The following is a 20,894-nucleotide window of genomic DNA, read 5'->3' as shown; positions in this document are numbered from 1 at the left end:
AATTCTTGGTATCAACAAACTAGGCACACTATTGAGTTGACAAACAACAAACCACTCCTCGACACCCTGCGGGTTCGAAGTCGGTTGCGATCTGCGAGCTTAGGCGAGATCGGAACGGCGGGTCAAATCCGGTTGAACCCTGGGGTTCTTCTGAAAACTTACCTTGCGATCTCTTGCTCGCGGGGATTCATCCTAGCACATCCGCGGCGTCTTGCAACACCCTGGAACCGTGAAGGTTGAATCTTTTGTCGCCCGTCTCGGTCCTTCTCAGAAGAACTTCGCCGCGGCGACTCGGTAGACATTACACACTTGCCGCGGGAACGACAAACCCGCGGAACGAACCTTTCGGTTCGCGCCGCGGGTCGCGGGTTGACGCGCTAGTTGACGTCGTTCTTCGACTGAGATGCCGGCTTCAAATACAGCACCGCAAGCGGGGGAACGGTCATCTCCGCTGAGGCGGGCTTGTCGTTGAAGGCGCCCTCCGTGGCTACGACCTTCCCGAGGTTGCCCACCCCGGATCCCCCGAAGAGTTCCGAGTCCGTGTTCAGCACCTCGTCCCATTCACCGGCCCACGGCAACCCCACGCGGAAGTTCTCATGCGGGTTACCAGCAAAGTTGGCAACGCACACCAGCGGGTTGCCCTGATCGTCCCAGCGGGTGAACGACAGGGTATTGCGCCCGGCGTCGTTGGCATCGATCCATTCGAAACCGGACGGGTCGTTGTCACGGACATAGAGCGCGGGGGTGCCCCGGTAGATCTCGTTGAGGTTCTTCACGAGTTCTTGCACTCCGTGGTGGGGAGGGGTCTCGGAGAGCCACCAGTCCAGGCCGTGTTCCTGCGACCATTCGGATTCCTGGGCGTACTCGGTTCCCATAAAGATCAGTTGCTTACCCGGGTGCGCCCACATGTACGCGAGGTAGGCACGCACGTTGGCCAGCTGCTGCCATCGGTCCCCCGGCATCTTGCGCAACAACGATCCCTTTCCGTACACGACTTCGTCGTGGGAAATGGGGAGGATGAAGTTCTCGGAGTAGGCGTAGACCATGGAGAACGTTGCCTTGTTGTGGTGGTAATGGCGGTTGAACGGGTCTTCCGCCATGTACTCCAGGCTGTCGTGCATCCAGCCCATGTTCCACTTGATGCCGAATCCGAGACCACCCGCTTCGGTGGGCTTGGTGACGCCCGGGAACGACGTGGATTCTTCCGCAATCATCACAATGCCGGGGTTGCGACGGTAGGCCGTGGCATTGGATTCCTGCAGGAACCCAATGGCTTCGAGATTCTCGCGGCCGCCGTACTTGTTGGGTTCCCATTCGCCGTCGTTACGCGAATAGTCCAGGTACAGCATGGAGGCCACGGCATCCACGCGCAGACCGTCGATGTGGTACTCCTCGAGCCAGTAGTTGGCATTGGCAACCAAGAAGTTGCGCACCTCGGAGCGGCCGTAGTCGAAGATCAACGTGCCCCAGTCCTTGTGCTCACCGCGGCGGGGATCCGAGTGCTCGTACAGCGGTTCGCCATCGAATTTCGCAAGCGCCCACTCGTCCTTGGGGAAGTGGCCCGGCACCCAGTCGACGAGCACACCGATACCGGCCTGGTGCAACTGGTCAACCAGGTAACGGAACTCGTCAGGAGAACCGAACCGAGAGGACGGTGCGTAGTAGGAGGTGACCTGGTAACCCCAGGAACCACCGAAGGGGTGTTCGGCAACCGGCATGAGCTCCACGTGGGTGAACCCTTGCCATGTCAGGTATTCGACCAACTCGCGTGCGAGATCCACATAACCCAAGCCCTTGCGCCACGAACCGATGTGGAGTTCGTACACGCTCATGGGCGCGTTGTGGGGATCGGTCTGGGCTCGTTTGGCCATCCACTCGGAGTCCTGGAATTCGTAGGTGGACTCGAAGACCCGGGATGCCGTGGACGGCGGTACTTCCGTTCCGAACGCCATGGGGTCGGCCTTGTCCCGCCAGCTACCATCACGGCCCTGGACACGGAACTTGTAGGTGTCCCCCGAGCCCATTCCCGGGATGAACAACTCCCAGATGCCGGTGGAGCCCAGCGAGCGCATCGCGTGCTCGGAACCGTCCCAGCCGTTGAAATCACCAATGACACGCACGGCGCGAGCATTGGGGGCCCACACCGCAAAGCTCACGCCCCGGATCTCTCCCATGGCCGAGGGGTACCGGTGAACGTGCGCACCCAGCGCAGTCCAAAGCGTCTCGTGGCGCCCTTCACCCATCAGATGCAGGTCCAACTCGCCCAGGGTGGGTGCAAAGCGGTACGGGTCATCCAGAACTTGCGGTTCCTGCCCGCTGTAGGTCACCTCTAGACGATAATCCGGGATACGCCCCTCCTCATGACAGGCAACGACACCCGAGAAGATGCCGCCCCACTCGTGTTCGAGCGGGTACAGACCGTCCACGGTGCGCACCGAAACGTCGCTCGCGAACCGACGCAACGTACGAATGGTGACCGTGTCATCACCGTTCGGGTGAGCGCCCAGCACCGAGTGGGGATCGTGGTATCTGCCCTCTGCCACGGCCGCCAGCACCTCTTGGGACACGGGCTTGGGCTTGTTCTCCCCGGATGGGCCGGCGTCCTGATCCGTGTTCTGCGACATCTCCGCGGGCACGGGGCGCTGCTTTCCCGTGGGTTCCGGATCAGCCGAGGTGTCCGGAGTGTGTCGGGGGTCCTGCTCTCGCTCGGTACTCACTACTTCCTCAGTTCTGAAGGTGTCGTCGGAGTTCTGATGATCGTCCGTCGTGGCTGTCACGCTACGGGAGCTTGCGTCGCGTAGCGAACGGATGACGGCATCGGTCGGTACATCCACCCAGTCGGGACGGTTGCGCTGTTCATAGACCACTTCGTACAGCGCCTTGTCCAGCCACAGCGCTTGGAACAGCACGGATTCCGTGTCGAGGGTCCGGCCGCTGACCTCGCGGTAACCCTCGAGAAAGGCCGACGACGCCGCCCGCGTCCATTCCTGCGTGTCCTCGGACCGGTCGCGACCGGCCATGGCGCCGGCGTAATCCAGGGAACGCAGCATGCCCACGACATCGCGGAGCGCAACGTCCGGGCGTACTCGCTCCTTGATGGGGCGCAACGGTTCACCCTCGAAATCGAGAACCTTGAAACCATCGTCCCGGTTGTAGAGCACCTGACCCAGGTGATAATCCCCGTGAATGCGCTGCAGAGGAGGCAGCTCGTGGAGGTTTTCGAGCTCGGCCATGAGTGATTCGAGGACCTGCTCGAACTCGCTGAACCGGTCGCCGCATGCCTCCCAGGCCCAGCGCAACCGCCCCGAAATGTCCTTCAGGAAAGCATTGCGGGCGTCGTGGTCGACGGTGACCGGGTCGAAGGCAGCAATCAGATCCGCGTGCACACGCGCCGTGGTGGCCCCCAGTTCCCGGGCACGGTCCGTGAAGTCCGCGCCGTTCGTTGCACTGTCGACCGCCATGGCCCATGCGTCCTGCGCGTGGTCCACGAAGTGTGCCGCCACGGCCAGCTGGCCCGCGGTCGTCACGAGTCCTTGGCGCCACTGGGCATCGATCCACCCTGCAGTGGCCGGCACGGCCGAAGATCCCTGCGAGGTGAGCTCCACGCCGACCTCGACATCCGGGTTGCGCCCTTCCCCCACCACACGGAAGAACTTCACGATGACCGCGTCACCACGCAGGGCGGTGTCCGACGACGTCTCGTGGGCGGGCGGGGTCAGGATCACCGACGTGTTCGACTGTTCCGAAGAAATGACGCGGACCTGGTCGGAGCCGGAGATCCTGTACTGCATGTTGAGCGCGCCCGTGTACTTGCCGTGGATGCCCATACCGTGGCGCAGCACACCACCGACACCGAGTTGGGTGTCCATGATGCGCAGCACGGCGTCCAGGAATGCGGGGTCGCCCACGGCGTCGTAGAGATAAGACGTGCCGGCGTGGTCTTCGTCCAGTTCGGAACTCGCGCGGGCGCGGGGTTCCTGGTTCGACGGTGGCTTGTCCGGCCCGGCGTGCGTGGGCTCGTCAGTGGGTGAGGTGGCCTGCTCCGCGGTGGCCCCCGAGCGGCGTCGTTCCCAGAACGACCCCGCCTGCCGAACCGCACGCCTCAGGAAGGAGGTTGAGGCATCCACGCCGGCCACGATCTGCTCGGGTAGAGCGCGACTGGGACCGGTGCCCTGATAGGAGCCGATCAGGTACCGCTCGTACTCGGCCAGCGGCTCGGCGGTGCGTACTACCGGAACATTCAGCAGCTCGCTGCGATCACCCACGGTGGCCCGAACCAGGTACACCACATGATCGCGCACGAGCGAATCCGTGCCCTCGAGGTCGAGGTCCAGCTGCACACGGCCCGCGACATCAAGCGTGATCTCCTCAGCTATGGCGGTGATCGGGAACCAGCGTTGCCGCGGCAGCCAGTCACGCAACCGGTCCAGAACCTGTTGATCCGTCATTGTGTGTTCCCCGCTTCCCTCAGATACATCTTCGTGGAGTGCCCCACCGGTCAGTCGTTACGCGCGGGCTTGATGATAGGCATCGCGATGGTTTCCGGGTGGGATCCGTCGATCGAGGACGCGCTGCGCAACCGCAGCCAGAAGAAGTCCTGCGATCCCAGGGTGATCCGGTAGCGACCGGACTCATCGAACTCACCGAAAGGCTCCCCGCCGAACAGTTCGCGGGTACCGCGACCGGCGTACTCGGGCAGCGTCAGCGAGCAACTGGCCGGCACATGCGACAGGTTAAAAATGCTGAGCACCGTTTCGCCGTGCTCGTCATCCGCATCGTGGGGATCCAAGCGACGCAAGAACGCAAGCACCGACTCGTGATCGGTGTCCACGTTCACGTAGTCCCCCATTCCGAATGCCGGGTGTGCCTTGCGGACCATGAGCATTTGCCGGATCCAATGCAACAGCGACGAGGACGACGCAAGCTGGGTCTCCACGTTGGTCTGGGTGTAGTTGTACACCAGTGACTGGATCACCGGGAGGTACAGCTTGCCCGGATCCGCGGTGGAAAACCCGGCGTTACGATCCGGGGTCCATTGCATAGGCGTGCGGGAGGCATCACGGTCGTCCAGCCAGATGTTGTCGCCCATGCCGATCTCATCCCCGTAGTAGAGGAACGGCGAGCCCGGTAGCGACAAGAGCAACGCGTGGGCGAGCTCCAGCTCGGCCCGCGAGTTGTCGAGCAACGGCGCCAGGCGACGTCGGATACCGATGTTGGCTCGCATGCGCGAATCCGGGGCGTACCAGCCCAGCATGGCCTGGCGTTCCTCGCTGGTCACCATTTCCAAGGTCAACTCGTCGTGGTTGCGCAAGAACGTACCCCACTGGGTGCCCGCGGGAATCTGCGGCGTGTTCTCCATGGTGGAGACGATGGGCTCGGCCTTCTGGTCACGCAGCGCGTAGTAAATGCGCGGCATGATCGGGAAGTGGAAGCACATGTGGCACTCGGGTGAGGTCTCCGTTCCGAAGTACTCCACGACCTCATGCGGCATCTGGTTGGCTTCAGCAATGATCACGCGCCCCGGGTAGAGCTCGTCCACCATGGTGCGCAAGTTGACCAGGAAATCGTGGGTGCCCGGCAGGTTCTCGCAATTGGTGCCGTCCTCCTCGATCAGGTACGGGATGGCATCCGCGCGGAAGCCGTCAATGCCCATGTCCAACCAGAACTTGACCACGTCGAACACGGCCTGGACGACCTTGGGGTTCTCGAAGTTGAGGTCCGGCTGGTGGGAGAAGAAACGGTGCCAGAAGAACTGACGCCGCACCGGATCGAAGGTCCAGTTGGACTCCTCCGTGTCCACGAAGATGATGCGCGCGTCCTGATACTTCTCATCCGTGTCGGACCACACGTAGAAATCGCCGAAGGGCCCCTCCGGATCTTCGCGGGACGCCTGGAACCACGGGTGCTGATCCGAGGTGTGGTTCAACGGCAAGTCGGTGATCACGCGCAGTCCGCGCGCGTGAGCCTCGGCCACGAGCCGCTTGAAATCGCTGACCGTACCGAACTCATCCAACACCGAGTAGTAGTCGGAGATGTCGTAGCCGCCGTCGCGCAGCGGGGACTCGTAGAACGGTGGAATCCACAGGCAGTCGATGCCCAGCCACTGCAGGTAATCCAGCTTGTCGATCAGCCCGGAGAAATCACCGGAGCCATCGCCATTGGCGTCCGAGAACGCCCGCACCAGAACTTCGTAGAAAACGGCTTTGCGGAACCAGTCCGGATCGTGCGAAATACCCGGCGCGTTGAGGTGGAAGGGTGTGCTGGTCATGGTCGGTTGCTGTGGCCTCTCAAAGGTGACGTGGACATACTGGTGGCACAGGGTTGATCCGAGCCATCACGGGGATCACTTCACGTTGCGTCGAATGTGCAGGATGTGCGCGGGCTCAATGTAGGGATCCAGACGGACGTAGTTGTGGGTCCCCCACTTCCAGCTGGCACCGGAAATCAGATCATCCACCCAGAACGAACCGTCCTCGTTGAAGTCATCATCGCCCAGACCCAGAGAATCCAGTTCCAGCCACACCGTGGCCTCACGCGTGGCGTGCGTGTCGGTATTGATGACGACGATCACGGTGTCCTTCACCTCGTGACCATCGCGTTCCACGGTTTTGGTCTTGGAGTACGCAACGATGGCGGAATCGGTCGTGGATTGCACGGTGAGGTTCTGCAGGTCACCCAGCGCCGGGTGGTCCCGGCGGATCTCGTTGAGCCGGGTGATGTAAGGGGCCAGCGACTCGCCCCGATCAACCGCGCCCTGGAAATCACGGGGGCGCAGTTCGAACTTCTCGTTGTTTATGTACTCCTCGGCACCCGGGCGGGCCACGTGCTCGAACAGTTCGTACCCCGCGTAGACGCCCCACAACGGTGAGGCAGTCGAAGCCAACGCCGCGCGCACCTTGAAGGCCGCCGGACCACCGAACTGCAGGTACTCGGTGAGGATGTCCGGGGTGTTGACGAAGAAGTTCGGCCGGTAGGCGGATGAGGTTTCGTGGGAAACCTCTTCGAGGTACTCCTCGATCTCTTCCTTGGTGTTGCGCCAGGTGAAGTACGAGTAGGACTGCTGGAATCCGGCCTTGGCCAAGCCCTGCATCATGGCCGGGCGGGTAAAGGCCTCCGCGAGGAACACGGTGTTCGGGTGCTCTTCGCGCACACGGGCAATGAGCCACTCCCAGAACCACAGGGGCTTGGTGTGCGGGTTGTCCACGCGGAAGATGTCCACGCCGTGGCTGATCCACAGTTCGACCACGCGCAGCACCTCGCGGGCCAGACCCTGCGGATCGTTGTCGAAGTTCAGCGGGTAGATGTCCTGGTACTTCTTGGGCGGGTTCTCCGCGTAGGCAATGGTGCCGTCGGCGCGGGTGGTGAACCATTGCGGGTGTTCGGCGACCCATGGGTGGTCGGGGGACGCCTGCAGTGCGAGGTCCAAGGCCACTTCCAGGCCCAGTTCGTGAGCGTGGGCCACGAACTTGTCGAAGTCTTCGAAGGTGCCCAGGTCAGGGTGGATGGCGTCGTGACCGCCCTCGGCCGAGCCGATGGCCCACGGAGAGCCAGGGTCCTGCGGTCCGGCCTCGAGTGAGTTGTTGGGCCCCTTGCGGTGGTTCCGTCCGATCGGGTGGATGGGCGGCAGGTACGCCACGTCGAAGCCCATGGCCGCGGCTCGGTCCAGGGCCTCGACGGCCGTGGTGAAGTTGCCGGAGATCCACTGGCCCGCTTCCGCATCCCAGGTGGCGCCTTCGGAGCGCGGGAAGAACTCGTACCACGATCCACGACCCGCCGCTTCGCGTTCGACCTCGATCGGGAACCGCTGGGACGAGCTCAACAGGTCGCGCAACGGGCGCTCGGCCACGTATGCCCTGACCTGGGCGGAAGTGCCAGCAGCCAGCCGGTCCTCGACCGACAGACCGGTATCCATCATGCGGGCCGCGGCGTCCTCGAAGGCCTGCGCCTCCGCCGTGGAACGCGAGGATTCCTTGGACGCTGCTTCGAAGAGCAGTTGGCCCTCCTTGAACATGAGCTCGACGTCCTGGCCGACACCGATCTTGATCTCGGCGGCATGCAGCCACGTATCGTACAGATCCGACCAGCCCTCGACCGCGAAACTCCAACGGCCCTCCGCCAGTGGGCGCAGCAGTGCGTGGAAGCGATCGGTACCGGGGGCGCCCGGTGTCATGGTGACGCGCTGGACCTCGTGGCCCTGCGGGTCGTACAGAACGGCACTCGCGCCCAGGGAATCGTGGCCTTCGCGGAACACGGTGGCGGAGACTCGGATGTCTTCGCCGGGGATCGCTGTGGCGGGGAGACGACCGCACTCCACCACGGGGCTGACATCGGTGATGGGGATGCGTCCGTAGACCAGGTCCGCGGACGGGAACTCGGATGAGTCACCCGAGTCGGATTCACTGCCCAATTCGGCGGTGCCGTGCTGCTCCGTGGGTTCACGATCCACCACGTCATCCTCTTCCAGGAGGTCGACTCGGGGCTGTTCGTCCGGCTGCTGACCGGCTTCATCTTCGGTGGCGCGCTGGCGCTGGAAGGATGGCGAAACGTCGGGCACGCCCGTGGCGGGGACCGGTGCGTTCAAGCGGCTTCCCACATCAGGCTGGGCGGACCCGGCCTGGGACGTAGGTTCCTGCGGGTCGTTGGTGCGTGCGTGATGGCCAGTGGGCTGAGGATTCTGCTGCGACACGGACCTAACGTTAGCGACAATCCGCCCGAATCTTAAGGCCGACCACTCATCTGGGGTCATGGGAGTGTCCCAATCGGACCATGAAGTGGGGGACGGCCCGCGTGCCGGTAGGCTCGCACGTGTGAAGGCCATACGTAGATTCACCGTCCGCACCGTCCTGCCCGAATCCATTGCGCCCTTGAGCCGGCTGGCCAAGAATTTGCGGTGGTCATGGCACAAGCCCACCGAGGATCTGTTCGCGCAGCTCAACCCGCGTGCCTGGGAGAACGTTCACGGTGACCCCGTGAAACTTCTGGGATCCCTCACTCGTGAGGAGATTCAGCAAATTGCTGAGGATCCACAGACCGTCGAACAGATCACGGCACTCGACGCAGATCTGACCAGGTACTTGACCCAGCCCCAGTGGTACCAGCGCACCCAGACCGACGACGCTCCGGCGGCCATCGCGTACTTCTCCGCCGAGTACGGCATCACCTCCGTACTGCCCCAGTACTCCGGTGGTCTGGGCATTCTCGCCGGTGATCATCTCAAGACCGCATCCGACATGGGAATCCCCGTGGTGGGTGTGGGCCTGCTGTACCAGGCCGGTTACTTCAAGCAGTCGCTGTCCCAGGACGGTTGGCAACAGGAAACGTATCCCGTCCTCGACCCAGACGAAATGCCGTTGACTCTGCTGCGCGAGCAGGACGGCGCCCCCGCGCGCATTTCGCTGCCGCTGCCCAACTCACGTTCGCTGTCCGCTCAGATCTGGCGCGCCGATGTCGGCCGGGTCCCGCTGTTGCTGCTGGACTCCAACATTCCCGAGAACGACGAGCACGCCCGCAACGTGACCGACCGCCTCTACGGCGGCGGCAGTGATCATCGTTTGCAACAGGAACTGCTCCTGGGCATGGGCGGCATCCGTGCGCTGCGCGCGTTCGCCCGCATCACCGACGCACCCGCGCCCGAGGTGTTCCACTGCAACGAGGGTCACGCGGGCTTCCTGGGTATCGAGCGCATCCAGGAACTGATGAACCCCCTTGACGGTTCCGAACCCATGACGTGGAACGAGGCACTGACCGCCGTTCGTTCCGCCACGGTGTTCACGACACACACCCCGGTACCCGCCGGTATCGACCGCTTCGACCGGGCGCAGGTCGAATACTTCGTCAATGCGGGCCTCACCCCCGCCGTTCCCACGGCGCACGTCCTCGAACTGGGCGCGGAGAACTACGAGGGTGGGGACCCGAGCAAGTTCAACATGGCCGTCATGGGTCTGCGTCTGGCACAACGCGCCAACGGAGTGGCCAAGTTGCACGGTGTGGTCTCGCGCGGAATGTTCCAGGGGCTGTGGTCCGGTTTCGATACCGAGGAGGTTCCGATCACCTCCGTCACCAACGGTGTCCACACGCCGTCGTGGATCGACCCTGCCATGCGAGAGATCGCGGTCGACCCGCAGGAGAACGACCAGGACCCGGCTTCGCGCTGGCGCAAGATCTACCAGGCCAGCGACCAGGACCTGTGGCGCGTTCGGCGCGGTCTGCGCGAACGCCTGGTGCACGACGTCCGACGTCGCTTGCGCTCCTCGTGGAAGAAACGCGGCGCCGCCGATGCCGAGCTGGCATGGACGGACTCCGTACTTGACCCGGACGTTCTGACCATTGGCTTCGCCCGTCGAGTGCCCACCTACAAACGCCTGACACTCATGTTGCGCGATCCCGAGCGGCTCAAGCGGCTGCTGCTGGATCCGGAGAACCCCATTCAGCTGATCGTGGCGGGTAAGTCCCACCCGGCCGATGAGATGGGCAAACGAATGATTCAGGATCTGGTGCGCTTCACGGACGACCCCGAGGTGCGCCATCGCATTGTGTTCCTCCCCAACTACGACATCGCCATGGCCCGCGTGCTGTTCCCGGGCTGCGACGTGTGGTTGAACAACCCCCTTCGTCCGCTGGAAGCATGCGGCACCTCGGGCATGAAGGCCGCCATGAACGGTGGGTTGAACCTGTCGGTGCTGGATGGCTGGTGGGATGAGATGTACGACGGCCAGAACGGCTGGGCCATCCCCACCGCGGACAACAAGGCCAGCGCGGACGAACGTGACGACATCGAGGCCGCTGCTCTTTACGAGCTGATTGAGAATCACGTGGCGCCGCGCTTCTACGGCGAGTCCGCGGACGACCCTGAAATCACCTCCGAAGAGATCCCGCACCAGTGGCTCGCAATGGTCAAGCACACGCTGGCCACGCTGGGTCCCAACGTGTCGGCCCGCCGCATGCTGACCGACTACGTGCAGAAACTGTACGTGCCGGCCTGTGTGTCCGGGCGCCGCGCACTTGCCGACAACGGCACGGTGGCGCGCTCCACCTCGCGGTGGATCGAACGTGTGCGTCAGGGGTGGCCGCAGGTGCATGTCGAACACGTGGACGCCGAGGGTGTGCTGCAGGAACCACAAATCGGTGACGAGCTGACCATCAACGCCTACATCAATCTGGGGTCCTTGGCTCCTCGGGACGTCAAGGTCCAGGTGGGCTTCGGTCACGTCTCGGAATCGGATCACATCCACGAACGCAATTACGCGTACCTGGATCGGGTCACCGAGCTGGGTAGCGGACGTTTTCTGTTCAGTGGGGCGCTGACGATCGACCGTTCGGGGCCGTTCGGCTACACGGTTCGGGTGCTGCCCTCTCATGAGGAACTGGCCGGTCCGGCCGAGCTGGGCTTGGTGCGCAACGCCACTTAATGCGAGCGTCGTGGCCGAGCCGTTGAGGAGACCGCGGGCGCGGCACCCATCAGGGGTGCGCCGCCCGCGGTCTTGAGTATCGGACGTCAGGCGAGTGAGAACATGGCGATGCTCTGCGCCGGAATTCGACATGCGTCCCCGCTGGTGAACTCGACGTCGACTTTCTCGTTGAGCTCCGAGTCGGTAGCGAGTACCAACTGATACACACCCCGCGTCACGGGATAGCCGGTGGCGCACTTGGCCTGGGTGTGCAGTTCCTCCAGCCCGGGCAGGGTAACGGTCACCGGTTCGTTGGAGCCGTTGATGACAAAGGTCCCCACCAGTTCACCGCCGCATGAACCCAGCACCACCTGGACCACGCGGGAGCCGTCCGTCTGCCATAATTGCGGGGTCATGGGGAGACCGGCGGGACCGTACCAGTGCAGCAGGACGTCCTCGGGCCGGGCAGGGAAATGACTGGGCTGCCCCGCGAGGAAGGCTTTGCGAACGGCGATCAATCGCTTGGTGGTCTTGAGCATGGACCTGCGCCACGGGGTGAGCTGCCAATCAACCCAGGAGATCCGGTTGTCCTGGCAGTAGGCGTTGTTGTTCCCACCCTGCGTGCGAAGCAGCTCGTCCCCTGCGGTCAACATGGGAATCCCCTGCGACAACAGCAGTGTGGCCATCATGTTCCGCACCGTCTTGGCACGAGCTGACCTCCGGCCAACCGTGTCCGAGACGCCTTCTTCACCGTGGTTCCACGAGTGGTTGTCGTTGGTGCCGTCCGCGTTGTTCTCGAGGTTCGCCTGGTTGTGCTTACCGTCGTAAGCCGTGAGGTCGTACATGGTGAAGCCGTCGTGAGCGGTCACGAAATTGACCGACGCGAGCGTGGTGCGACCCTCGGGGGCGAACATGTCCGCCGAACCCGAAATGACACCGGCCAGCCTCCCGGCGTTCCCACCGCCGCCACCGCGGGCCATGGTGCGCTGGCCCGACAGCCAGAAATCGCGAACGGTATCCCGGTAGGTGTCGTTCCAGTCCGCCCATCCGGTGGGGAAACGGCCGGTCTGCCAACCACCGGCTCCCACGTCCCATGGCTCGGAGATCATGCGAACGCCCTGCAACACGGGATCCGTGGCCACGGCCACGAAGAACGGATGGTTGCGGGTGAAGTGGTGGTTCTCGTCCCGCCCGAGTTCTGGTGCGAGGTCAAAGCGGAAACCGTCAATGTGGCATTCCGTGACCCAGTACCGCAGTGAGTCCAAGGCCATGCGCACCACTTGGGCGTCCGCGAAGTTCACCGAGTTCCCGCAGCCGGTCACGTCCACGTAGTTTCCGTGGGTGTCGTGTCGGTAGTACTGCCGGTCTCCCAGCCCTCGCCAGCAATAGGCGGGTTCCTCGCTCCCACCCTCCGCGGTGTGGTTGTACACGACGTCCAGGAAGACTTGGATTCCCGCTCCGTGCAGGGCTTCCACCGCTCGTTTGAATTCGTTGAGTACGGCGGTGGGCCCCGACTCCTGCGCGGCCCGTGTGGCGTACCCGTGGTGCGGGGCGAAGAAGCTGAGGGTGTTGTACCCCCAGTAGTTGCTCAGACCGTTCCTGGTGAGGTGTGGTTCGTCGAGGTGTGCGTGGATGGGGAGCAGTTCAATGGCCGTGATCCCCAGCTCCTGCAGGTAGCCGAGGATCACCGGGTGAGCCAGTCCCGCGTAAGTTCCCCGCAGCTCTTCGGGGAGGTCCGGGTGCAGCATGGTGAGGCCCTTGACGTGGGCCTCGTAAATGATGGTGTCACGCCAGGCAATGCTGGGGCGGTCGTGATCCTGCCATTCGTGGTCCTGGGCCACGATCTCGGAAACGTACGTGCCGCCATAGGCGTCCGGGCCCGGGTTCCCCACCCCCGCCGGAGGGCTCAGTCGGGTGAGACCGCGGCCGTAGGGATCGAGCATGATTTGCTGACGTTCGGGGTTGGGGGTGCGCTTGGCACCGGGCGAAGACTGCTCGAAGCCGTACCTCGTGCCTTCCGGCATGGCCGCGCACACATCGTGTTCCGCTGGCTGAGAACCCGAGCCGGTGCCCGGCGAGGAGCGCAGCGGCGGCGGAACCGTGTCGTAATGGATCCCGTGATTGTGGCCCCTGAGCCGGTGCCGGCGCCACGACCCACCGGGACGCTGGTACACCAGCTCGAGTTCGGCCACACCCGGCGCGTAGACGGCCACATTGGCGCTGCCGTCCCCGGATCGTGAGGGATGAACCCCCAGCGGGTAGCTACGCGCTTGCACGGCGGCGGGACACTTCGTAGAGCGTGATGCCCACCGCCATCGACGCGTTGAGTGATTCCATCGTGGAATCGATCGGGATCGAGACGATCGCGTCGCAGTGCTCCGTGACCAGGCGGGACAAGCCTTTACCTTCCGAGCCCACCACCACGATCAACGGTTCGGTGGCCAGGTTCAGCTCGGGTAGCTGAACGTCTCCACCGCCGTCGAGACCGACCACGAAATAACCGGCCTTCTTACAGTTCTCAAGGGTGCGGGTCAGGTTGGTGGCCTTACTCACGGGCACGCGTGCGGCGGCCCCGGCGCTGGTCTTCCACGCCGTGGCGGTCACCGCGGCAGAGCGGCGCTCCGGCAGGATCACGCCGTTTCCGGAGAACGCGGAAACGCTGCGGATGACGGCGCCCAGGTTCCGCGGGTCGGTGATGCCGTCGAGAGCGACGAACAATGGGGCCCTGGAGCCGGGTTCCTGAGGATCGTAACGACGAATCACCGCTGCGGCGTGCTCGTCCGCGTCGCGGTAGTCGTAGGGCGGGACCTGCAACGCGACACCCTGATGAACGGCGTCGGACGTGAGACGGTCCAGCTCCGAGCGAGAAGCCTCCAACGTGGGCACATTGCGTTCGGCGCACATCTGGAGGATGTCCTTGACGCGGTCGTCCACCTCAATTTTGGTGGCCACGAAGAGCGTCTTGGCCGGCACGTTGGCACGCAACGCTTCAAGCACCGAGTTGCGACCGGTGACCAGATCCTCCTTGATCGGACCCTTACCGGCGCGCGTCGGCCGGTTGTGCGAGGTCTGCGGCTTGCGGGTGGCCGCCTGCTTGGCCTTGTACGCCTTGTGGTACACGCGGTCCTCAGCCTTGGGCGTGGGCCCGCGGCCTTTCAGGGCCTTGCGGCGTTGCCCGCCACTCCCCACGACGGGGCCCTTCTTGTTCTTGCGAACGGCTCCTGGTCGATTGGCTTGGGCCATGGTTGTCTACTCCGTGTCTCTCACGGGTTCACGGCGCATTGGCCGCCCCGGAGTAATCAGCGATCTATGGTTCAGTTTAGGGCAGCGGCCGAATCACACGGACCACACGGAGCCCTGGGCCCCGTCCTTCACGACCACTCCGGCATCCGCCAGTTGATCGCGAATCTTGTCCGCCAGGGCCCAGTTCTTGTCCGCACGAGCTTGAGCGCGCTGGTCCAGCAGTTGACGGACCAGGGAGTCCAACGCCTGGTGTTCGCCACCTCCGCCGGCACCGTCAAGGTTCATCAGCTGCAGCAGGCCGAGCACCTCGGACATGGCGGCCACCGCGCGGACCGCTGCGGCGGCGTCGTCGATGTCACCGGTGGCCAGGGCGCCGTTCACGGCGCGAACCGTCTCGTGCAGTACGGCAAGGCCCTGCGGCACGTTGAGGTCGTCGTCCATGACGCGCGTGAAGTTCGCGGGCACGTCCTGCGGTTGCCAAGCCAAGCTCAGCCCCGCACCTCTCGCGGCGACCAGGACGGCCTCCACGCGCTCGACCGCCGACGTCGCTTCCCGCAGTGATGAGGGACGGTAGTCCAGGACCGAGCGGTAATGGGCCTGTCCCAGGTAGTAGCGCACGGCCAACGGGCGGGCCTCCGCGAGCATGTGCTCGGGAGAGACCGTGTTGCCAATGGATTTGGACATCTTTTCGCCCTGGTACGTGACCAGGCCGTTGTGGAGCCAGAAGTTCGCGAACTCCTGGCCGGCCGCCGTGGACTGCGCCACTTCGTTCTCGTGGTGCGGAAAGCGAAGGTCCAGGCCACCGCCGTGGATGTCGAAATGGGTGCCCACGTACTTGGCGGCCATGGCCGAGCACTCGAGGTGCCAGCCGGGCCGCCCCTTACCCCACGGCGAATCCCACGCGGCGGTCTCCGGCTCGTCCGCCTTGTGACCCTTCCACAGTGCGAAGTCACGGGGATCGCGCTTGCCGCGGGGATCTGCGTCCGGGGCGTCCTGCATGTCGTCCACGCGCTGGCGCGTCAATTCGCCGTACCGGGGCCAGGAGCGAACGTCGAAGTAGACGTCACCGGAATCGTCCGGGGCGGGATAGGCATGACCCTCATCGATCAACGTCTGGATGAGTGCGTGCATCTCGGGGATGTGTCCGGTGGCGCGCGGTTCGTAGGTGGGCGCGGCAATGCCCAGAGCGGCGTAGGCGTCGGAGAAAACGCGTTCGAAGCGGTAGGCCAGGGCCCACCATGGCTCACGCGGGTGCCCGCCCGCGTAGTCGGGGGCGAAGGAGGCCGCCGAATTCACCAGGATCTTGTCGTCGATGTCCGTGACGTTGCGGACCGTGGTCACCGTGTAGCCGCGGAAAGCGAGCCAGCGCGAGAGCTGGTCGAACACGAGCGCCGACCGCACGTGCCCGATGTGCGGCGCGCCCTGCACCGTGGCACCGCAGTAATACAACCGGGCCTCACCCGGGTACACGGGTTCGAAGTCTTTAACGGTTGCGGAGGCGGTGTCGTAAAAGCGCAAAGTCACCCGCCCAGTCTAACGGCGCGGGATCACGAGCGCGGTCGCGATGGCCGCCAGCCCCTCGCCGCGGCCGGTCAGTCCGAGGGCGTCCGTGGTGGTCGCGCTCAAATGCACCCGCGCCCCGGCCGCTTTGCTGAGCACCGCGGCGGCTTCTTCTCGCCTGGGCGAGAACTTGGGCCGGTTACCGATCAGCTGCACCGAGATGTTGCCGACGTCGTAGCCCGCCTCCCGCACGATGGCTGCGGCCTCGCCCAGGATCCGTTGCCCGGACGCCCCGGCCATGTCCGGCCGATCCGTACCGAAGTGAACTCCCAGGTCACCGAGGCCCGCGGCGGAGAACAGTGCGTCCGCGGCGGCGTGGGCCACCACGTCACCGTCCGAGTGACCCGTGAGCCCCCGCTCCCCCGGCCAATGCAGACCGGCCACCCACAACGGGGTTCCCTCCGGTCCGAAGGCGTGGACGTCCACCCCGATTCCGGTGAGCGGTAGCTGGGCCGAGTGCGGCAAAGGAATTTCTGGCTGTTCGGTCATGGGTTCATCATCTCCGATGGGTTCGGCCGGCCCGTGTCCGTCAATCAGCCACGTGGTCAGCGACGGCCCGGTGGGCGCGTTCTTCCAGAACGGCACGCGCAGTGACCAGGTCGAAGGGACGGGTGATCTTGAATGATTCGTCGTGGCCGGCCACGAGCGTCACGGGGACGTGGCGAGCAAAGCGTTCGATCAAGGACGCGTCGTCGGTGATGCCCTCGGGATCGGCCACGCGGTTCACCGGTGTCAATGCCCCCTGGTCATCGAGTTCGAGCAGACCGGCCTGGCGATTCACATCCACCAGGAGGTCGGCATCGAAGCCCTGCGGGGTCTGCACCGCGCGCAACCCGGAACGGTCCACCGTTCCGGCGCTGTGGCCCTGCGCATCCACTCCACGAACCGTGTCATTGACGGGAAGGACGGGCACCACGGCCCGCTCGCCGGCCGCCAATGCGGCCACCACGGCGGTGGTGACCCGCGCGGGGACCAGGCAGCGAGCGGCGTCGTGGACCAGAACGTAAGTCGCCGCGCAATCCACGGCCGCGAGTGCGCAGGCAACGGACTGCGCGCGGGTCGCTCCGCCGGTCACCGCGTGCGCACCGTGAGCCACGGCAATGGCGCTCAGTTCGGTGTCCCCGGCGGGCACGGTGACGATGATCCGGGCGGACGGCAGGGCACGAGCCACGGATTCGAGGGCGATGTCGAGAATGGGGCGCCCGGCGAGGGGAACCAACGCCTTGGGCATGCCGTAGCCCAGGCGGGTGCCGGAACCGGCGGCCACCACAATGACAGCGAGCCCGTCCTTCACGGACGGGCTCGCAGAAAGGTCAGTCAATGCCATACGAGTCGAAGTGACCCTGAATCAATCGGCCAGGATGTCGTCGAGACGCTTCTCGGCTTCTTCCTCGTCGATCTCCTTGGCCAGAGCGAGCTCCGACGTGAGGATCTGACGGGCCTTGGCCAGCATGCGCTTCTCACCGGCCGACAAACCACGACCCTGATCGCGGCGCCACAGGTCACGAACGACCTCGGCCACCTTGAGGACATCGCCGGAAGCGAGCTTCTCCAGGTTCGCCTTGTAGCGGCGGGACCAGTTGGACGCCTCTTCGGCATCCTTGGCCTGCAGAACGGAGATGACCTCTTTGAGTCCCTCCTCGTCCACGACGTCCCGCACTCCCACGAGGTCCACGTTGTCAGCGGGCACCTCGATCATCAGATCGCCCTGCGTGACCTTCAGACGCAGATACATTTTCTCTTCGCCCTTGATGGTGCGCGTCTTGATCTCTTCGATCGTTGCGGCACCGTGGTGGGGGTAGACAACCGTCTCGCCAACCTCAAAAACCATGTACACAAACCCCTTTCAGCCTTTCGATTCTACCACGGTGTATTATTTGCCGCGCTCGGCCCAGCTCCCCCGGAATCCCGCGCGAAATGGCGGATGCGGCAGCATTGTGCCGTGCTCGTCACGGACGACGCCGCGAGCGTGTCCCCATACGCGGATGCAGACGTTGCGTCGCCAAAACGCTAGACTTGCCGCAGATATTCGACACATCGTCTTAGAGCCCGAGGAGTTCGTGCCGTGAAGAACGCCGCCCGCAAGAAGCTGCAGCACTTTGGTTTGGGTGCTGCTGCGGCCGCCGCATTGTTGACCGCAACCGGTTGCGGGTACGTGAGCCCTCAGGCCACCGCGGACGAGTACGCGCCCTCGGACGGCATTCAGGCCGACCTGGGTGACGTGAAGGTACGCAACCTCATGATCCTTGCCACGGATGCGGACTCCGAGGGCCGCGTGATCGGCTCCGTGGTCAACGAGGGCTCCGAGCCGGCCACCTTGTCGATTGACGCGGACGGCGCCACGGCAGAGGTCGAGGTTCCCGCCAACGACACGGTGATGCTGGAGACGTCGGAACCCGTGATGGTTGACCGGGCCGGTGCCGGGCCGGGCCTCATGGTCGAAACCGAGCTCGAGGCGGACGGCCAGTCCTCCACCCAGTCGGTGCCCGTACTGGACCACACCTACCCGCGCTACGCATCGTTGATGCCCGGCGGTGCACCATCCACTCCTGCCAACCCTTCCAACACTCCCAAGGCGGAGTCCGAAGAGGGCGGTCACTGACCGAACAGCCAGCCTTGACGTGAGAGGGCCTCATCCCACCGGGATGAGGCCCTCTCACCGTGTCAGACCCTTTTCAGGCCTCGAACTTGTATCCCAGACCGCGCACCGTCACGATGTGACGGGGTTGCGAAGGGTCCGGTTCGACCTTGGAACGCAAACGCTTGATGTGCACGTCCAGGGTTTTGGTGTCACCCACGTAATCGGATCCCCACACCCTGTCGATGAGCTGCCCGCGGGTCAACACCCGGCCCGCGTTGCGGAGCAACATCTCCAGGAGCTCGAACTCTTTGAGCGGCATGGTCACGGCCTCGCCGGCAACATTGACCACGTGGCGTTCCACGTCCATGCGCACCGGGCCCGCAGCGACGGTCGCGGTCATCAGCTCGTCGGGTTCCGCCCGACGCCGCAGCACGGCTCGGATCCGAGCCACGAGTTCACGGGCGGAATACGGTTTGGTCACGTAGTCGTCCGCGCCCAGTTCGAGTCCCAGGACCTTGTCGATCTCGGCGTCCTTGGCGGTGAGCATGATGATGGGAACGGTCGACCGCTGCCGGATCTGCTTGCAGACCTCCGTGCCCGACTGACCGGGCAGCATCAGATCCAGGAGGACAAGATCCGCTCCTGACCGATCGAACTCGCTGACCGCGGAGAGGCCATCGGCCACCACGGTCACTTCAAATCCCTCTTTGCCCAGCAAATACGCCAGGGGATCGCTGAGAGACTCTTCGTCCTCGACCATCAGAATGCGGGTCACTTACGCTCCTCCTCTAGGTGCATACGTTCATTGGTGGAGACGGCCACCGTGCCGTTGAGTTCGTCCAGGTCCTCCGCTTGGGGAATCACCAGCGTGAAGGTGGATCCTCGCCCGGACTGCGACCACACGGATACCTCCCCGCCGTGCTGGGCCATCACATGCTTGACGATGCTCAACCCCAGTCCTGTGCCTCCGGTCTGGCGTGAGCGCGCGCTGTCCACACGGTAAAAGCGCTCGAAAATGCGGTCCTGCTCAGCGTCGGGTATCCCCGGGCCCTGATCAGTGACCATGAGTTGGGCCGTGCCGTCCCGTTCCCGCAGCCCAACACCCACGCGAGTGTTCTCCGGCGAATACCGCACTGCGTTGTCTATGAGATTGCGTGTGGCTGTCACCAGGAGGTCCGGATCCCCGTAGACCGGGGTCTTGAGGGTGCCCCCCACCTTGATGCAAATGCCCTTGGCCTCGGCGGTCAGGCGGGTGCGATCCACCGCCTCACTCACCACTTTGTTCAAGTCCACCACGGTCCCCTTCGACACCACGTCGGCGCCCTGCAACCGGGACAGTTCGATGATGTCCTGGACCAGTGCGGTCAACCGCACCGCCTCCTTGTGCAGGCTGTTCGCGAAGTGCCGCACGGCCTCCTGGTCCTCGGCGGCGTCCGCGAGAGCCTCGGAAAGCAAACTGATCGCACCCACGGGCGTCTTGAGCTCGTGAGACACATTCGCTACGAAGTCGTTACGGATGGACTGTGCGCGAACGATATCGGTTTCGTCGTCGGCGAGGAGAAGAATGTATTCCTCCGCAATGGTGACCACGCGAATGTCCAGCACGAGAGCGCTCTTCTCCAACGTGCCGCGAGTGATTTCCAAGCGCCTTTCCTCGACCGCGCCGTTGCGCCTGGTGCGTCTGATCATCTGCAGCAACTCCGGGTGAACCACGGTGTGGCCCCGGACGATCCCGTACGCGTAGGCGGCCGGGGACGCCCTGATCACGCCGTCCACCCCGTCGACCACCACGTAGGCCAGACCGAGGGCGGCCAGGATCTCGGCGGTCCCCTCGGGCAGGGTGGGTTCTTCCACGGTCACCGCGGAACGGCGGCGACGCTGGCTGACCCGCACGGCGACCAATCCACTGATGCCGAGCAGGAAACCGACAAAGCCCGCGAGAAGGGCAACGGAGGTCATGCTCACCCTGCCCAGCTTAGACGGAGGGATCGAGCGCTCGGCGCGCATTCCGGGCGTTGCACACCGGGTTCAACCAACGTTCACCTCGGGGTGAGTCACAGTTCATTCGCCCCTGCGAGTGTGAGAGCGCTCGTGCGTATGCATCGTGTCCCTCCGGGTTCGAG

At 64.4% G+C, this 20,894-nt stretch carries 13 protein-coding genes; 2 read left to right on the top strand and 11 right to left on the bottom strand.

Annotation, left to right across the window (positions count from 1 at the left end):
- Positions 1-377 precede the first annotated feature (377 nt).
- From glgB to Q4E95_RS02735, 3 genes are all read right to left on the bottom strand, one after another.
- The gene (gene glgB, locus Q4E95_RS02745; protein WP_303381840.1) at positions 378-4,448 is read right to left on the bottom strand and encodes a 1,4-alpha-glucan branching protein GlgB; all 4,071 of its coding nucleotides are present in this window, start codon (positions 4,446-4,448) and stop codon (positions 378-380) included.
- Between the two features lie 50 nt (positions 4,449-4,498).
- Positions 4,499-6,268 (bottom strand): maltose alpha-D-glucosyltransferase, encoded by a 1,770-nt coding sequence (gene treS / locus Q4E95_RS02740; RefSeq protein ID WP_303381839.1) that lies wholly within the window; start codon positions 6,266-6,268, stop codon positions 4,499-4,501.
- 75 nt (positions 6,269-6,343) lie between these two features.
- Positions 6,344-8,407 carry an alpha-1,4-glucan--maltose-1-phosphate maltosyltransferase gene (locus tag Q4E95_RS02735; RefSeq protein WP_303381841.1) on the bottom strand — a complete coding sequence of 688 codons (2,064 nt, stop codon included), beginning with the start codon at positions 8,405-8,407 and terminating at the stop codon, positions 6,344-6,346.
- A 400-nt stretch (positions 8,408-8,807) separates the two neighbouring features.
- Between Q4E95_RS02735 and glgP the strand changes: the two genes are divergently transcribed.
- On the top strand, positions 8,808-11,408 hold the full coding sequence (gene glgP, locus Q4E95_RS02730; RefSeq protein ID WP_303381838.1) for an alpha-glucan family phosphorylase: 2,601 nt from the start codon (positions 8,808-8,810) through the stop codon (positions 11,406-11,408).
- Positions 11,409-11,494: 86 nt separating this feature from the next.
- Here the strand turns inward: glgP and glgX are convergent, their stop codons facing one another.
- The 6 genes from glgX to Q4E95_RS02700 form a co-directional block, all read right to left on the bottom strand.
- Positions 11,495-13,663: a glycogen debranching protein GlgX gene (gene glgX / locus Q4E95_RS02725; protein ID WP_303381837.1), complete on the bottom strand. Its 2,169-nt coding sequence runs from the start codon at positions 13,661-13,663 to the stop codon at positions 11,495-11,497.
- Entirely contained in the window at positions 13,650-14,630 is a 981-nt protein-coding gene (gene rlmB / locus Q4E95_RS02720) for a 23S rRNA (guanosine(2251)-2'-O)-methyltransferase RlmB (protein WP_303381836.1), read from the bottom strand. Before rlmB ends, glgX begins: the two co-directional genes overlap by 14 nt.
- A 93-nt stretch (positions 14,631-14,723) precedes the next feature.
- Complete coding sequence (cysS, locus tag Q4E95_RS02715) at positions 14,724-16,154, bottom strand: cysteine--tRNA ligase (RefSeq protein ID WP_303381835.1); 1,431 nt, start codon at positions 16,152-16,154, stop codon at positions 14,724-14,726.
- Positions 16,155-16,163: 9 nt separating this feature from the next.
- Positions 16,164-16,679 (bottom strand): 2-C-methyl-D-erythritol 2,4-cyclodiphosphate synthase, encoded by a 516-nt coding sequence (ispF, locus tag Q4E95_RS02710; protein WP_303381834.1) that lies wholly within the window; start codon positions 16,677-16,679, stop codon positions 16,164-16,166.
- A gap of 40 nt (positions 16,680-16,719) precedes the next feature.
- The gene (locus tag Q4E95_RS02705; RefSeq protein ID WP_303381833.1) at positions 16,720-17,517 is read right to left on the bottom strand and encodes a 2-C-methyl-D-erythritol 4-phosphate cytidylyltransferase; all 798 of its coding nucleotides are present in this window, start codon (positions 17,515-17,517) and stop codon (positions 16,720-16,722) included.
- 21 nt (positions 17,518-17,538) lie between these two features.
- On the bottom strand, positions 17,539-18,021 hold the full coding sequence (locus Q4E95_RS02700) for a CarD family transcriptional regulator (RefSeq protein ID WP_190782494.1): 483 nt from the start codon (positions 18,019-18,021) through the stop codon (positions 17,539-17,541).
- A gap of 234 nt (positions 18,022-18,255) precedes the next feature.
- Here Q4E95_RS02700 and Q4E95_RS02695 point away from each other — a divergent pair, with 234 nt between their 5' ends.
- Entirely contained in the window at positions 18,256-18,792 is a 537-nt protein-coding gene (locus tag Q4E95_RS02695; RefSeq protein ID WP_303381832.1) for a hypothetical protein, read from the top strand.
- Positions 18,793-18,865: 73 nt separating this feature from the next.
- On the opposite strand, the gene Q4E95_RS02690 is transcribed toward Q4E95_RS02695, so the two are convergent.
- On the bottom strand, positions 18,866-19,546 hold the full coding sequence (locus Q4E95_RS02690) for a response regulator transcription factor (protein ID WP_303381831.1): 681 nt from the start codon (positions 19,544-19,546) through the stop codon (positions 18,866-18,868).
- On the bottom strand, positions 19,543-20,736 hold the full coding sequence (locus tag Q4E95_RS02685; RefSeq protein WP_303381830.1) for a cell wall metabolism sensor histidine kinase WalK: 1,194 nt from the start codon (positions 20,734-20,736) through the stop codon (positions 19,543-19,545). The genes Q4E95_RS02690 and Q4E95_RS02685 overlap by 4 nt, the downstream gene beginning before the upstream one ends.
- Between the last annotated feature and the right edge of the window lie 158 nt (positions 20,737-20,894).

This window comes from Kocuria sp., from assembly GCF_030536815.1.
GTDB classification, from domain to species: Bacteria; Actinomycetota; Actinomycetes; order Actinomycetales; family Micrococcaceae; genus Kocuria; species Kocuria gwangalliensis.
Note: the sequence above shows the minus strand (reverse complement) of the source record. Positions and strands in the feature narration are given on the sequence as shown.

What these genes read in the sequence shown, in the direction of transcription:
- rlmB (WP_303381836.1), bottom strand. Translation starts at nt 14,630, where the DNA reads ATGGCCCAAGCCAATCGACCAGGAGCCGTTCGCAAGAACAAGAAGGGC.
- ispF (WP_303381834.1), bottom strand. Translation starts at nt 16,679, where the DNA reads ATGACCGAACAGCCAGAAATTCCTTTGCCGCACTCGGCCCAGCTACCG.
- Q4E95_RS02705 (WP_303381833.1), bottom strand. Translation starts at nt 17,517, where the DNA reads ATGGCATTGACTGACCTTTCTGCGAGCCCGTCCGTGAAGGACGGGCTC.
- glgB (WP_303381840.1), bottom strand. Translation starts at nt 4,448, where the DNA reads ATGACGGATCAACAGGTTCTGGACCGGTTGCGTGACTGGCTGCCGCGG.
- Q4E95_RS02700 (WP_190782494.1), bottom strand. Translation starts at nt 18,021, where the DNA reads ATGGTTTTTGAGGTTGGCGAGACGGTTGTCTACCCCCACCACGGTGCC.
- treS (WP_303381839.1), bottom strand. Translation starts at nt 6,268, where the DNA reads ATGACCAGCACACCCTTCCACCTCAACGCGCCGGGTATTTCGCACGAT.